This is a genomic window from Variovorax terrae, from assembly GCF_022809125.1.
GTDB lineage: Bacteria > Pseudomonadota > Gammaproteobacteria > Burkholderiales > Burkholderiaceae_C > Variovorax_A > Variovorax_A terrae.
Window position 1 is genome coordinate 2,945,198 of the sequence record NZ_JALGBI010000001.1, and the last position, 13,347, is coordinate 2,958,544.

Here is a 13,347-nt window from a genome sequence, read left to right on the forward strand (position 1 = left end):
CCTGGCAGGTCTTCGCGCGAAGCCCTCGATTATAACCCAACTGCTTGATTTAACTGGGTTTGCGGCCCTGCAGCTTCGCCAGAACGGCAAATGGGTTGGGCTTGGCTTGGGTCTCGTCCTCGAAAGCCTCGTCCGCCACCGCCAGCTTCACGTCGGTGGGACAGATGTCGTGGCGCGGCACCAGCGGCAGCGCCATCAGGATTTCGTCCTCGATCAGGCCACGCAGATCGAAGGCCCGGCTGAGCACCAGCAGGTCTTCCTCGGCCTCGTCGTCCTGCGCCAGCGCCGCGGCTTCGTCGGCGACGAAGCGGAAGCTGCGCTCGGCCACCACCGGCCATTGCACCGGCCCCAGGCAGCGCTGGCAGGTCAGCGGCAGCGTGGCCTCGGCCCGCAGATGCAGCCAGATCTCCCCCGGCGCTCCCAGCACCGGCTTCAGCTCGCCGGAAGCCGTCCAGCCAAGCAGCGAATCACCGCCCTGCCCCCGCGTCTCGGCCATCAGGCGCTCGTAGCGCCCCAGCGCGTCCTGCCCGGACAACTCGCCGCCATCCTGCGCGAACGCCTTCACATCCAGCCGGGCAGCATCAAACTCGTTCTTCATGCGGGCAGTGTAAGAGAATCGCCGCATGACCGATGCTCTTGCCCCCCGCGCCCTGATCCTGGGCTCCACCTCGCGCTACCGGCGCGAACTCCTGTCGCGCCTGCGCCTCGACTTCGACGTGGTCTCCCCCGAGGTTGACGAAACCCCGCTGGCCGGCGAAACCCCGCAGGCGCTGGCCAGCCGCCTGGCACTGGCCAAGGCACGTGCCGTGGCCGCCAGGTTTCCGCAGGCCGTGGTGATCGGCTCCGACCAGGTCGCCGACCTGGCCGGCGAACCGCTGGGCAAACCCGGCACACATGAGCGCGCCACCGCGCAGTTGCGCCGCATGCGCGGCCAGACGGTGATCTTCCAGACCGCCGTGGCCGTGGTGTGCCAGGCCAGCGGCTTCGAGCAATCGGACATTGCGCCGGTCCGGGTGACGTTTCGCGACCTGACGGACGCGGAGATCGAGGCTTACCTGCAGGCCGAGCAGCCGTATGACTGCGCGGGCAGCGCCAAGAGCGAGGGCTTGGGTATCGCTCTGCTGGAGGCCATCGACAACGACGACCCGAGCGCGCTGGTGGGCCTGCCGCTGATCCGCACCTGCCGCATGATCCGCGCCGCGGGCGTGAAGGTGCTGTGATGGGCGCCCCCGCACCCGGCAGGCTCTACATTGTGCCGGCGCCGCTGGATTTCGGCTGCGAGGTGCAGACACCGCTGCAGGACGTGCTGCCCCTTGGCACGCTGCAAGTCGCCGCGCGGCTGGGGTACTGGGTGTGCGAGAACGCCAAGTCGACGCGCGCCTATCTGAAGCGCGTCAACGAGCTGCAACCATTGTCCCAGCCGCTGCAGGCGCTGCAGATCCAGGAATTGCCGCGCGAGGTGCACAAGAAGGGAGACCACACCGGCAGCTTCGACGCCAGGCCCTTGCTGGCGGCCGCCTTGCAGGGTCACGACATGGGGCTGGCCAGCGAAGCCGGCATGCCTGCGGTGGCGGACCCGGGCTCGTCGGTGGTGCGGGCCGCACACGATCTGAGCGTCGAGGTCGTGCCGCTGGTCGGCCCGGTGTCGCTGCTGCTGGCGCTGGCGGCCAGCGGCCTGAATGGCCAGAATTTCGCTTTTGTGGGGTATTTGCCGCAAGATGCCGCCGAGCGCAGCCGGAGAATCAGGGAACTGGAATTGCTAGCCCTGAAAACCGGGCAAACCCAGTTATTCATCGAAACCCCTTATCGCAATGCGGGCCTGTGGGAATCTCTGGTGCGGCAACTGGGGCGGGAAACCCGGCTCGGCCTGGCCTCGGGCCTGACTTTGCCGCAGGCCGCCATTCACATGGCCAGGGTTTCGAAATGGCAGGCCGAAAATACCCGCATCGACCTGCAAAACCCCTGTATCTTCCTCATCGGTGCCCCCTAGAGGCACCGACGGTTTTCAGATCAGGAATTCCTCGGGCTTGCGGCCCTGCTTGATCAGCTCGGCCAGCCATACCGGCTTTTGGCCGCGCCCGGTCCAGGTCTGCCCAGCCGGGCCGCGGTATTTGATGGCCACCGGCTTGCGCGTCTTGACCGCGCTGGCGGCCGGCTTGGCACTGGCACGTTTACCATCCAAACCCAGTTCCTTCAGGGTAATCTCGAAATTCGCCATTTTCTCGCGAATATCGGCGATGGCTTGAGACCGCTCCTTGTCGCGCAATTCCTCGGCTTGCTGATACAAGGCATCGGCCTGCGCTTTCAATTCCAGATAAGTAGCCATATTTTAAAATCACAAGTTCGGAGGGTTTTGATTATAGGATTGATCAAGTATTCAATCGCCTATATTCCATAAATAAACCCCGGCCGACCATCGCCACTGCAGTTTCAGCGCAAAACCGTCGCCGCCTTCATGGCCCGGAAAGCGCCCTCGCCCATGGCCGCGCCGAATTTCTTGGCCAGACGCTCGGCGACATTCTCGCGGCGCGTGTAGTCGATGATCTCGTCGGCCTTGACCACCTCGCGGGCCACGAAATCCAGATTGCCGAGCTGGTCGGCCAAGCCCATCTCCACCGCCTGCTGGCCGCTCCAGAACAGGCCGCTGAAGGTTTCGGGCGTTTCCTTGAGCCGCTTGCCGCGCCCGGCCTTGACTGCGCCGATGAACTGCTGGTGGATCTGGTCGAGCATGGTCTGGGCATAGGCGCGCTGCCTTTCGGTCTGCGGGCTGAACGGGTCGAGGAAGCCCTTGTTCTCGCCGGCCGTCATGAGGCGGCGCTCGATGCCGAGCTTGTCCATCAGGCCGGTGAAGCCGAAGCCGTCCATCAGCACGCCGATGCTGCCGACGATGCTGGCCTTGTCCACGAAGATCTGGTCGGCCGCCACCGCGATGTAGTAGGCCGCCGAGGCACACGACTCTTCCACCACGGCGTACACCGGCTTCTTGTACTTGGTCTTGAGACGCCGGATCTCGTCGTTGATGATGCCGGCCTGCACCGGGCTGCCGCCGGGCGAGTTGATCAGCAGCACCAGCGCCTGCGAGCCGTCGTCTTCCAAGGCGCTGCGCATGGCCGCCACCACGAATTCGGCGCTCGCGTCGCCGCCCGAGGCGATCTCGCCCTTGATCTCGACCACGGCCGTGTGCGGCGTGCTCTTGTCGGTGCTGGGCGTGCCGCGGTACAGCAGCGCCCACACCACGAACACGAAGAACGCCAGCCAGGCCAGCCGCACGAAGGATTTCCAGCGCCGCGTGGCGCGCTGCTCGTTGAGCGAGGCGAACGCCAGCCGCTCCAGCGTGGCGCGCTCCCAGCCGGGGCGTTCGGTCGGAGATGCTCCTTTTTTAGGAGCATCCCGTGTCGGCTCGACGCGGACCTCGGGCTGTCCGGACGTTGAAGACGGGTTTTCGGGCTGATTCGGATCGGTCATGTCAGAACTCGACAGGTTGGAGGTTGTACGCAGTATGCCAGTGCACCACGCCGTCATGCTCGGCCAGCTCGATGCGCACCAGCCCGCCGCGGCAGGGGCCGCCCGCGCAGGCGCCGGTGTCGGGCCGATAGGCCGCGCCGTGGGTCGCGCACAGCAGCCATTGGCCGCTGTCATCGAAAAAACGGTTGGGCTGGTAGTCCAGCTCCATCGCCACGTGGGTGCAGCGGTTCAGGTAGGCATGCGGCCGGCCCTGGAAACGGATGGCGAAGGCCCGGCAGGTCTGCCCGGCATAGACCACATCGAACGGCACGGCGTCGCGGCCTTCGACCAGGTCGGCGGCGTTGCACAGCGCGATGGCGGCCATGGGCGGGTTCAGGCGTGGTCCAGCAGCCACTGGTGCAGCTCGCGCGCCGAATGGGCCACGAAGCGCGGCTGCAGCACCTCGAACGCGTCGGGCTCGTGCGCGCCGTAGCTCACGCCCACGCTGGCGCAGCCGGCGTTCACGGCCATCTGCAGGTCATGCGTGGTGTCGCCGATCATGAGCGTGCGCTCGGGCTCGGTGCCGAATTCGCGCATCAGCTCGTGCAGCATGCGCGGGTCGGGCTTGCCGGCGGTTTCATCGGCCGTGCGCGAGCCGTCGAACATGCCCCGCAGTTCCACGGCCTGCAAGGCTTCGTCGAGCCCCCGCCGGCTCTTGCCGGTGGCCACGGCCAGCCAGTGGTGGCGCGCGCGCAGGTCCGCCAGCAGCGGCAGCACGCCGTCGAACAGGCTGATGTCGTTCTGTCGCGCCAGGTAGTGATGGCGGTAGCGCGCGTTGAGTTCGGGATATTTCTCGGGCGGCACGTCGGGCGCCGCGTAGGCCAGCGCCTGCATCAGGCCCATGCCGATGACGTAGGCCGCGGCATGGTCGCTGGGCACGGTGCCGCCCACGTCGCGCACCGCGGCCTGGATGCAGCGCACGATGATGCGGGTGGAATCGAACAGCGTGCCGTCCCAGTCGAAGGCAATCAGGTCATAGCGGCGTGGACGTGACATGGGCAACGAAGGCTTCAAGCTCGGAAGGCAAAGGCGCCAGCAGTTCGACGCGCTCGCCGCTGGCCGGATGATTGAACTGTAACCGCCACGCATGAAGAAACATGCGCCTGAGCCCCTGTTTCTGCAGCGCCTTGTTGAGTTCGAAATCGCCGTACTTGTCGTCGCCGGCGATGCCGTGGCCGGCCGATGCGAGGTGCACCCGGATCTGGTGCGTGCGGCCGGTCTTGATGGTGACTTCGAGCAGGGAGAAGCCCTCGAGCTTTTGCGCCACCTTCACCAGCGTGACGGAGCGCATGCCGTCGGGATCGTCCTTGGCCACCACCTTGACGCGGCGCTCGCCATCGGCCTGCAGGTATTTGTGCAGGGGCTGGTCGATCACCTTGCGGTTGGCGGGCCAGGCGCCGGCCACCAGCGCGAGATAGGTCTTGCCGGTTTCGCGCTCGCGGAACTGGTCTTGCAGTGCGGTGAGCGCGCTGCGCTTCTTGGCCACCAGCAGGATGCCGCTGGTTTCGCGGTCCAGCCGGTGCACCAGCTCCAGGAACTTCGCGCCCGGCCGGGCTTGCCGCAATTGCTCGATCACGCCGAAGCTCACGCCGCTGCCGCCGTGCACCGCCACGCCGGCCGGCTTGTCGAGGGCGATCAGGTGCTCGTCTTCGAGCAGGATGGGAAATTCGCGCGCCGGCGCCGGCTTGTCCAGCTTGTCGGCGGCCCTGTCGGACACCCGCACCGGCGGCAGGCGCACCAGGTCGCCCGCCGCGACCCGGGTGTCGGCCGCCGCCCGCCCCTTGTTCACGCGCACCTCGCCGCTGCGGATGATGCGGTAAACATGGGTCTTGGGCACGCCCTTGAGGTGGCGGATCAGGAAATTGTCCAGCCGCTGGCCGGCCGATTCCTCATCGACGGCCAGCAATTTGGCCTGGGGCGTTGCAGGCGGCGGATTGCCCCCTATAATGTGTTTCACTAGCGTAACGCCGTAAGTGGTTGATTTGTCTGGAGTTTAGTCCACACACTGCCAACGGCTGCGCTGGGAGGTCGATGCCACCAGGCGCATTGCCGGCAAACTGAAGGCCAACGCCGACAGTGGCTCGCAGTCCGCCGGCTCGAGCCGACGCATTTTGAAACACTGAATACGGAATACCCAAGTTCGCAAGCACGCTGCTCGTGAACGGATCGAAGCGAGAACTCTTGTGTTGATGGCGCTGATTCAAACCTGCCTGCGGTGGCTGCTGCCCCCGCTTTCAGGCATGAAATCGCCCAAAGTCCGCGCCCCCCGGGCGCGGGGCGCTACAAACTCTGTAGCAATCCCACAGTCTCATCCCCTCGCCCCCATCCACGCGCCCACGCCCCGACTGCTGAGCTAGTGCTCTGGCAGTCTCAGGCTCTTTCGGCAATTCCTTTCGTTTCTCAGGCGTCAGTTCAGGCATCGTTGGCTCATCCAGGGCCTGTTTGATGTTTTTGAAAACCAAGGGGAACGCATCATGAAACGGATGCTGATCAACGCCACCCAGGCAGAAGAACGCCGCCTGGCGATTGTGGACGGACAGAAGCTGCTCGACTATGAAATCGAGATCGAGGGACGCGAGCAGCGCAAGGGCAACATCTACAAGGCGGTCGTGACGCGCGTCGAGCCCTCGCTCGAAGCCTGTTTCGTCGACTACGGCGAAGACCGCCACGGCTTCCTGCCGTTCAAGGAAATCTCCAAGCAGTATTTCGCCCAGGGCGTGCCCGTCAGCCAAGCCAAGATCCAGGACGTGATCAAGGAAGGCAACGAGCTGCTGGTGCAGGTCGAGAAGGAAGAGCGCGGCAACAAGGGCGCGGCCCTCACCACCTTCATCTCGCTGGCCGGCCGCTATGTAGTGCTGATGCCCAACAACCCGCGCGGCGGCGGCGTGAGCCGGCGCATCGAGGGCGACGACCGGGCCGAGCTCAAGGAAGCCATGGACCAGTTGGAATATCCCAACGGCATGAGCATCATCGCGCGCACCGCCGGCATCGGCCGCACCGCGCCCGAGCTGCAATGGGACCTGAACTACCTGCTCAAGCTCTGGGGCGCCATCGACGGCGCGGCCAAGGGCGGCAAGGGCGCGTTCCTGATCTACCAGGAGTCGTCGCTGGTGATCCGCGCGATCCGCGACTACTTCAACAACGACATCGGCGACATCCTGATCGACACCGACGACATCTACGACCAGGCCCAGCAGTTCATGGCCCACGTGATGCCCGAGCATGCCGCCCGCGTGAAGCGCTACCGCGACGACGCGCCGCTGTTCAGCCGCTTCCAGATCGAGCACCAGATCGAATCGGCCTACGCCCGCACCGTGCAGCTGCCCAGCGGCGGCGCCATCGTGATCGACCACACCGAGGCGCTGGTCTCGGTGGACGTGAACTCGGCCCGCGCCATCAAGGGCGGCGACATCGAAGAGACCGCCACCCGCACCAACCTCGAAGCCGCCGACGAAGTGGCCCGCCAGATGCGCCTGCGCGACCTGGGCGGCCTGATCGTCATCGACTTCATCGACATGGAAGAGTCGCGCAACCGCCGCGACGTCGAAAACCGCCTGCGCGATGCGCTGCGGCAAGACCGCGCGCGCGTGCAGTTCGGCACCATCAGCAAGTTCGGCCTGATGGAAATGAGCCGCCAGCGCCTGCGCCCCGCCCTCAGCGAAGGCGCCTCCATCCCCTGCCCGCGCTGCGGCGGCTCCGGCCACATCCGCGACACCGAAAGCTCGGCGCTGCAGATCCTGCGCATCATCCAGGAAGAGTCCATGAAGGACAACACCGCCTCCGTGCTGTGCCAGGTGCCGGTGGAAGTGGCCTCCTTCCTGCTCAACGAAAAGCGCACCGAGATCGCCAAGATCGAACTCAAGCAGCGCATCAACGTGCTGATGGTGCCCAACAAGACGCTGGAAACGCCGAACTACCGGCTCGAGCGCCTCAAGCACGACGACCCGCGCCTGGACAACATCGAGGCCAGCTACAAGATGGCCGACGAGATCGAGGACCCGACCTCCGTCACGCGCCGCTCGCAGGAGCCCACCAACAAGCAGACCCCCGTGATCAAGGGTGTGCTGCCCGACGCGCCCGCGCCGGTGGCCGTGCCCAAGCCCGAACCGGTCAAGCCGCAGCAGGCAGCCGCTCCGGCCCCCGTGGCCGCCCCCGCGGAAACCGGCTTCTTCGGCTGGATCAAGAACCTGTTCGGCGCCAAGCCCGCACCGGCCCCCGCGCCCGCACCGGCCGCGCAAGGCGCCAAGAAGGAAGAAAAACGCGAAGGCCGCGGCGGCCGTGACGGCGAGCGCCGCGATGGACGCCGGGGCGAAGGCCGCGGCGGTGAGCGCCGGCGCGACGGCGAGCGCCGCGATGGACGCCGGGGTGAGGGCCGAGCCGAGGGCGCAGAAGGCCAGCCGGCACGCAGCGGCGAAGGCCGTGGCAACCGTGACGGCGAGCGCCGTGGCGAGCGCCAGGACCGCGAAGGCCGGGGCGACCGCCAGGGCCCGCGCGAACGGCGCGACGCCGACAACCGCACGGCCGCTACAGAAACCGTAGCAAACAATGTCCAGGCGACGGGGACCTCCGCCGTATCTGACACCCAATCCGGCGAGCAGCGGCAAGACCGGCCGCCGCGCAGCGGCGAACGCCGCGAGCGCGGTGAAGGCCGCCGTGAACGGGGTGAGCGTGGCGAACGCCGCGGCGAGCGCGGTCCGCGCAGTGGTGATGCCGCCGGCAACAGCCCGGAGGCCCTGGCCGCCGGTGCCGCCGTCGCAGCCACCACCGCCATTGCCGCTGCAGCAGCCTCTGCCGCCACCCAGGACAGCACTGCCCCGCAAGGCACGCCGTCCGACAGCGGCAACGACACGCCGCGCGCCGACGGCCAGCGGGAACGCCCCGAAGGCGACGAGCGCCGTGAACGCCGTTCGCGCGACCGCTATGGACGCGACCGCCGCGAGCGCAGCGAACAGCCGCGCACCGAAGAAGGCAGCACCACGGATGAGGGTGCCGAGCGCGCAGCGGCCGAGCCCGTGCGCAGCAGCTACTTCGATGCCGTACGCCCCGTGGCACAGGAAGCGCCGGCCCAGGCCGCGCTCCCGCTCGACGCAGAGGCGCCTGCTGCTGCCCGCAGCGTCGAAGCGCCGGCACCGGTAGCCGCCCCTGTCGCACAGGCCGCGCCGGCCCCCGTGCAGGCACCGGCGCCCGCCGTTCCTGCCGGCCTGCCCAAAGTCCAGTCCTTCCAGCTCCCCGTGGCCGACCTGGCCCAGGTGGCCGAGGGTTCGGGCCTAGTCTGGGTCAATTCCGACGCCGACAAGATCGCCTCTGCACAAGCAGCCATCGCCGCCGAGCCCAAGCCCGTGCGAGTGCCACGCGAGCGTCCCGCCCCGGTGGTGCTGGATGAGGGGCCGCTGATCCTGGTGGAAACGCGGCGCGACCTGCGCAACATGACGCTGCCCTTCGAGGCAGCGCCGCCTTCCAGCACCTGAGCCTTCGCCCCCTCCCCCGCCGGGGACGGAGCACCCAGCGGCTCTGCCCTCGGCGAATGCGCGCAAGCGCAACCCAGGGCCCAACGCCTACCGAGCCATAGCGGTCACCCAACGACCCACAGGCCGCGAGCGTGCGCGCCCTCCGCACTAGTCACTTTGGACTATTCACAAGCGTGAAGAACTTGACGAAACTCGGTTGCGCATTTGCTCACACCACGGAGCGCCGGAGCCTAGGCGCACAGATCTACCCGAAGGCCTCCGGATTGGCAAGAATTCAACCCTTCTCGTCCCGGCCCACGTTGCATTCCTGTCGAGAAACTGACCCGCGGCAGAACATCAGCTTGTAAAGCTGGCAGAAAGCACCCAAGACGTGAATTTCTCACGGAGTTTTCAGAGATCTGAAGATATCTTTCGCCTACTATGCAAGCATTGCGATCGGTAATAAATTGTCACACCCGTGTTGTACGATTGTTACAATTTGTTTTTTAGTGCGCCAACCATGTATCTGTCCACCGCCCCATCTTTTTCCCGTCAGTTGCAGATCAGGAAACAGCATGTGCGAGCGCTGCAGGCCCATGGTCGCCTGAACGCCCCAAGTGGAATGCCGACATGAGCCCCCGACAACCTGATGATTCTCGCTGCGCAGCAGCGCATGACTGCGAGAACATGCAGTTGCGAGTACGGCCAGGACTTCATCACACTGTGGGCATGACTGATTTCGAGTCCACACTCAACAGGTCGTGCCCGGATCGGTGCCAACAACAAGTGGGCCGTTCCATCACCCTCAGCACAGCCCGACCTCGTTCAAGACCAAAGTCAATCCATTGCACAGCGGCCAGCCATTGGCCCTTGAGCTACCGCGCTCCTTGCTTCGGCGCGCCTTCTTTCTGACTGCGCACCGCCATGTCTCTCTCTTTCTTCTTCTACGCCTTCGCCGGGGCCTTTCTCACCAGCCTGATCCTCGTGCTGACACAGCGCTGGCATGGCCACTACAGCATGGACAGCAATTTCGGCGTGCAAAAGCTGCATACCGCCCCCACGCCCCGCATCGGCGGCGTCGGCATCATGGTGGGGTTGCTTGCCGCCTACTGCCTGGCAACGCCCGCCGTGGAGGCCATCCTGCACCCCATGCTGGTGGCCGGCCTTCCCGCCTTTGCCGCGGGCCTGTATGAAGACCTCACCAAGAAGGTGGGCGTATTGCCCCGCCTGTTGGCCACCATGTGCAGCGGTGTCTTGGCCTGGGCCATCACGGGTGTGGCCATGCGCAATACCGGCCTCTCGGGCGTGGACGCCCTGCTGGCATTCACACCGTTGGCGGTACTGTTCACGGCATTTGCCGTCGGCGGCGTGGCCAACGCGGTGAATATCATCGATGGCTTCAACGGCTTGGCCGCGGGTGCCGTTGCCATCATGCTGGCTGCCCTGGGGCTGATTGCTCTTCAAGTTGACGATACGGCGCTGGCCACCGTGGCCTTTGCAGCAGCGGCGGTGTCCCTGGGCTTTGGCGCCGTGAACTGGCCTTTTGGCAAGATCTTTCTGGGCGATGGAGGCGCCTACCTGCTGGGCTTCATTCTCGCCTGGCTGGCTGTGCTGCTGCCCATGCGCCACCCGGAAATCAACGCCTGGACCACGCTGCTGGTATGCGCTTATCCAGTGATCGAAGTGATGTTCTCGGTACGCCGGCGCATGCGACGCAAGGGCCACCATCCGGGTGAGCCCGACCGCGCGCACTTGCATCACTTTTTGCACCGCCGCATTGTGTGCCTGGCATTTCCCAAGTTGGACCGCGTTCTGCAGAACGGCTTGACCAGCCCACTGGCCTGGCTCTGCGCAGCCTTGCCCAGTGCGTGGGCCATTGTTTTTTTTGATAACACCCCGGCCCTCATCACTGGCGCATGTTTGGCTGCATTTTCCTATGCAGCCCTCTACGCCCGACTCACGCAGTTCCGCTGGTGCTTCGCACCACATACCATGGCTTCGCCCGGGTCGAAAACTGCCAGCAATACCTCGAACTAACCAGTCCATTAGAGAAAGCTTCCCCGGAGATCATGGAGTTATCGCAAGCAAAAATCGCCATCATTGGCTTGGGTTATGTGGGCTTGCCCCTGGCCGTTGAATTTGGCAAGACCCGTCAAGTTATTGGATTTGACATCAATGCGGCTCGCATCGGCGAGTTGCGAACCTGCCAAGACAGTACATTGGAAGTCAGCGCAGAAGAACTGCGGACGGCCCGCCATCTGAGTTTCAGCAGTACCGCAGAAGATCTGAGCACCTGCCAAGTCTTCATCGTCACTGTACCCACGCCGGTGGACCAGGCCAACCGCCCCGACATGACACCACTGGTCAAAGCCAGCGAAACTGTGGGCCGGGCCCTGCGATCAGGTGCAGTGGTTATCTACGAATCCACCGTCTACCCAGGCGCCACCGAGGAGGTATGTGTCCCCGTACTTGAAAAATTCAGTGGCAAGAAGTTCAACATTGATTTCTTTTGCGGCTACAGCCCCGAGCGCATCAACCCCGGCGATAAACAGCACCGTCTGCCCACTATCCGCAAGATCACCAGCGGCAGCACACCTGCAGTTGCAAATGCAGTCAACGACCTGTATGCGCAGATCATCACGGCTGGCACCCATCAGGCCAGCAGTATCAAGGTGGCCGAGGCAGCCAAGGTGATCGAGAACATCCAGCGGGACGTGAACATTGCGCTGATGAACGAGTTGAGCCTTATCTTCCACAAACTGGGCATCGATACCTTAGAGGTTCTCCAAGCGGCGGGCACCAAATGGAATTTCCTGCCCTTCCGCCCCGGACTGGTAGGTGGCCACTGCATTGGCGTGGACCCGTACTACCTAACGCACAAAGCCGAGCAGGTGGGTTATTCGCCTCAGGTGATCCTCGCCGGACGCCGCATCAATGACAACATGGCCAGCCACGTTGCGGACGAGACCATCAAGCTGATGCTGCGCAAGAATCTCCCGGTGCTAGGTAGCAAGATCCTGGTTCTCGGATTGACCTTCAAGGAAAACTGCCCCGACCTGCGTAATACCAAGGTGGTGGACATCGTGCGCACGCTGAAGAGCTACAACGCCCAGGTTGACATCTTCGATCCGTGGATCGACGTAGCCGAAGCTGAGCATGAATACGGCCTGCAGTGCCTGCGCGAACTCCCCCTCAATGGTCACTATGCCGCCGTGGTGCTGGCGGTAGGCCACCGCGAGTTTGCTGAGCTCGGGGAAGCAGGCATCAAGCGCCTGGGTCAGCCCGGCGCCGTGCTGTATGACGTGAAAAGCCTTCTGCCATTGGGTGTGGCAGACGGCAGGTTGTGAGCGACGCGATGGCATACGCTACAGCCTACGACGAACTCAAAATCAAACTAGCAACCGAAGCCCCCCGTACTTGGTTAGTGACTGGCGTAGCGGGTTTCATAGGCAGCAACCTGCTGGAGACCTTGCTCAAGCTAAACCAGCGCGTGGTCGGCCTCGATAACTTCGCCACCGGTTATCAGCGCAACCTTGACGAAGTGCAAACCCTTGTGACAACAACGCAGTGGGCCAATTTCAGCTTCATCCCGGGTGATATTCGTGAGTTGGTTGATTGTCAACGGGCGTGCGAAGGGATTGACCATGTGCTGCATCAAGCCGCGCTTGGCAGCGTGCCACGCAGTTTGGCCGATCCCATCACCACCAACGCTGCCAACATCAGCGGCTTCCTGAATATGCTGGTTGCAGCCCGCGACGCCAGGGCCAAGAGTTTCACCTATGCGGCCAGCAGCAGCACCTACGGCGATCACCCCGGCCTGCCCAAGGTCGAAGGCACCATCGGTAAACCCCTCAGTCCCTACGCTGTCACAAAATACGTCAACGAGTTGTACGCCGACATTTTCGCCCGTTGCTACGGTTTCGATACCGTCGGCCTGCGCTACTTCAACGTGTTTGGCCCTCGACAAGATCCTGAAGGCGCCTATGCCGCGGTCATCCCCAAATGGACCGCCGCGCTCCTGAGCAATCAGACGGTGTACATCAATGGCGACGGTGAAACCAGTCGCGACTTCTGCTACGTGGCCAACGCTGTGCAAGCAAACCTGCTAGCCGCTACCGCACAAAAGACACAAGCACGTAATCAGGTCTACAACGTGGCGGTCAGCGGCCGCACCACCCTGAATGCCCTGTTCGTCTTGCTGCGCAACAGCCTGGCAATTCATGGGGTCAGATCAGACGCAAAGCCCGTCCACCGCGACTTCCGCCCTGGTGATATCCGCCATAGTCAGGCGGACATTTCCAAAGCCATCAACCTGCTGAGATACTCGCCAACACACCATATACAGGCCGGCATTGAACAAGCCATGCCGTGGTACATCAGAAATACACAAACGTAA

At 64.4% G+C, this 13,347-nt stretch carries 12 protein-coding genes; 6 read left to right on the plus strand and 6 right to left on the minus strand.

Annotated elements, in window-relative coordinates; translation table 11 throughout:
• Window positions 1-49: 49 nt before the first annotated feature.
• Complete coding sequence (locus MMF98_RS13925) at window positions 50-598, minus strand: YceD family protein (RefSeq protein WP_243306912.1); 549 nt, start codon at window positions 596-598, stop codon at window positions 50-52.
• A 25-nt stretch (window positions 599-623) separates the two neighbouring features.
• On the opposite strand from MMF98_RS13925, the gene MMF98_RS13930 reads away from it, so the two are divergent.
• The gene (locus MMF98_RS13930; RefSeq protein WP_243306914.1) at window positions 624-1,220 is read left to right on the plus strand and encodes a Maf family nucleotide pyrophosphatase; all 597 of its coding nucleotides are present in this window, start codon (window positions 624-626) and stop codon (window positions 1,218-1,220) included.
• Entirely contained in the window at window positions 1,220-1,990 is a 771-nt protein-coding gene (locus MMF98_RS13935; RefSeq protein WP_243306916.1) for an SAM-dependent methyltransferase, read from the plus strand. The genes MMF98_RS13930 and MMF98_RS13935 overlap by 1 nt, the downstream gene beginning before the upstream one ends.
• 15 nt (window positions 1,991-2,005) lie before the next feature.
• On the opposite strand, the gene MMF98_RS13940 is transcribed toward MMF98_RS13935, so the two are convergent.
• The 5 genes from MMF98_RS13940 to MMF98_RS13960 form a co-directional block, all read right to left on the minus strand.
• On the minus strand, window positions 2,006-2,326 hold the full coding sequence (locus MMF98_RS13940) for an H-NS histone family protein (protein ID WP_243306917.1): 321 nt from the start codon (window positions 2,324-2,326) through the stop codon (window positions 2,006-2,008).
• 104 nt (window positions 2,327-2,430) lie between these two features.
• Window positions 2,431-3,465 carry a S49 family peptidase gene (locus MMF98_RS13945; RefSeq protein WP_243306919.1) on the minus strand — a complete coding sequence of 345 codons (1,035 nt, stop codon included), beginning with the start codon at window positions 3,463-3,465 and terminating at the stop codon, window positions 2,431-2,433.
• A 1-nt stretch (window position 3,466) separates the two neighbouring features.
• A complete protein-coding gene (locus tag MMF98_RS13950) occupies window positions 3,467-3,829 on the minus strand; it encodes a Rieske (2Fe-2S) protein (RefSeq protein WP_243306921.1) in 363 nt (120 codons plus the stop codon).
• 8 nt (window positions 3,830-3,837) lie between these two features.
• Window positions 3,838-4,500, minus strand: coding sequence for an HAD family hydrolase (locus MMF98_RS13955; protein ID WP_243306922.1), 663 nt, complete (start codon window positions 4,498-4,500; stop codon window positions 3,838-3,840).
• Window positions 4,478-5,461 carry an RluA family pseudouridine synthase gene (locus tag MMF98_RS13960; protein ID WP_243306924.1) on the minus strand — a complete coding sequence of 328 codons (984 nt, stop codon included), beginning with the start codon at window positions 5,459-5,461 and terminating at the stop codon, window positions 4,478-4,480. The genes MMF98_RS13955 and MMF98_RS13960 overlap by 23 nt, the downstream gene beginning before the upstream one ends.
• Window positions 5,462-5,978: 517 nt before the next feature.
• On the opposite strand from MMF98_RS13960, the gene MMF98_RS13965 reads away from it, so the two are divergent.
• From MMF98_RS13965 to MMF98_RS13980, 4 genes are all read left to right on the plus strand, one after another.
• Complete coding sequence (locus MMF98_RS13965; protein ID WP_243306925.1) at window positions 5,979-8,972, plus strand: Rne/Rng family ribonuclease; 2,994 nt, start codon at window positions 5,979-5,981, stop codon at window positions 8,970-8,972.
• Between the two features lie 903 nt (window positions 8,973-9,875).
• Window positions 9,876-10,988: an MraY family glycosyltransferase gene (locus MMF98_RS13970; protein WP_243306927.1), complete on the plus strand. Its 1,113-nt coding sequence runs from the start codon at window positions 9,876-9,878 to the stop codon at window positions 10,986-10,988.
• A gap of 32 nt (window positions 10,989-11,020) precedes the next feature.
• Complete coding sequence (gene tviB / locus MMF98_RS13975; RefSeq protein WP_279343570.1) at window positions 11,021-12,298, plus strand: Vi polysaccharide biosynthesis UDP-N-acetylglucosamine C-6 dehydrogenase TviB; 1,278 nt, start codon at window positions 11,021-11,023, stop codon at window positions 12,296-12,298.
• Window positions 12,299-12,306: 8 nt separating this feature from the next.
• Window positions 12,307-13,347 carry an NAD-dependent epimerase/dehydratase family protein gene (locus tag MMF98_RS13980; protein WP_243307401.1) on the plus strand — a complete coding sequence of 347 codons (1,041 nt, stop codon included), beginning with the start codon at window positions 12,307-12,309 and terminating at the stop codon, window positions 13,345-13,347.

Excerpts from the sequence above, each read along its gene's own strand:
- MMF98_RS13935 (WP_243306916.1), top strand. The coding sequence starts at position 1,220 with ATGGGCGCCCCCGCACCCGGCAGGCTCTACATTGTGCCGGCGCCGCTG.
- MMF98_RS13940 (WP_243306917.1), bottom strand. The coding sequence starts at position 2,326 with ATGGCTACTTATCTGGAATTGAAAGCGCAGGCCGATGCCTTGTATCAG.
- tviB (WP_279343570.1), top strand. The coding sequence starts at position 11,021 with ATGGAGTTATCGCAAGCAAAAATCGCCATCATTGGCTTGGGTTATGTG.
- MMF98_RS13980 (WP_243307401.1), top strand. The coding sequence starts at position 12,307 with ATGGCATACGCTACAGCCTACGACGAACTCAAAATCAAACTAGCAACC.
- MMF98_RS13970 (WP_243306927.1), top strand. The coding sequence starts at position 9,876 with ATGTCTCTCTCTTTCTTCTTCTACGCCTTCGCCGGGGCCTTTCTCACC.
- MMF98_RS13925 (WP_243306912.1), bottom strand. The coding sequence starts at position 598 with ATGAAGAACGAGTTTGATGCTGCCCGGCTGGATGTGAAGGCGTTCGCG.
- MMF98_RS13955 (WP_243306922.1), bottom strand. The coding sequence starts at position 4,500 with ATGTCACGTCCACGCCGCTATGACCTGATTGCCTTCGACTGGGACGGC.
- MMF98_RS13945 (WP_243306919.1), bottom strand. The coding sequence starts at position 3,465 with ATGACCGATCCGAATCAGCCCGAAAACCCGTCTTCAACGTCCGGACAG.
- MMF98_RS13950 (WP_243306921.1), bottom strand. The coding sequence starts at position 3,829 with ATGGCCGCCATCGCGCTGTGCAACGCCGCCGACCTGGTCGAAGGCCGC.
- MMF98_RS13965 (WP_243306925.1), top strand. The coding sequence starts at position 5,979 with ATGAAACGGATGCTGATCAACGCCACCCAGGCAGAAGAACGCCGCCTG.
- MMF98_RS13930 (WP_243306914.1), top strand. The coding sequence starts at position 624 with ATGACCGATGCTCTTGCCCCCCGCGCCCTGATCCTGGGCTCCACCTCG.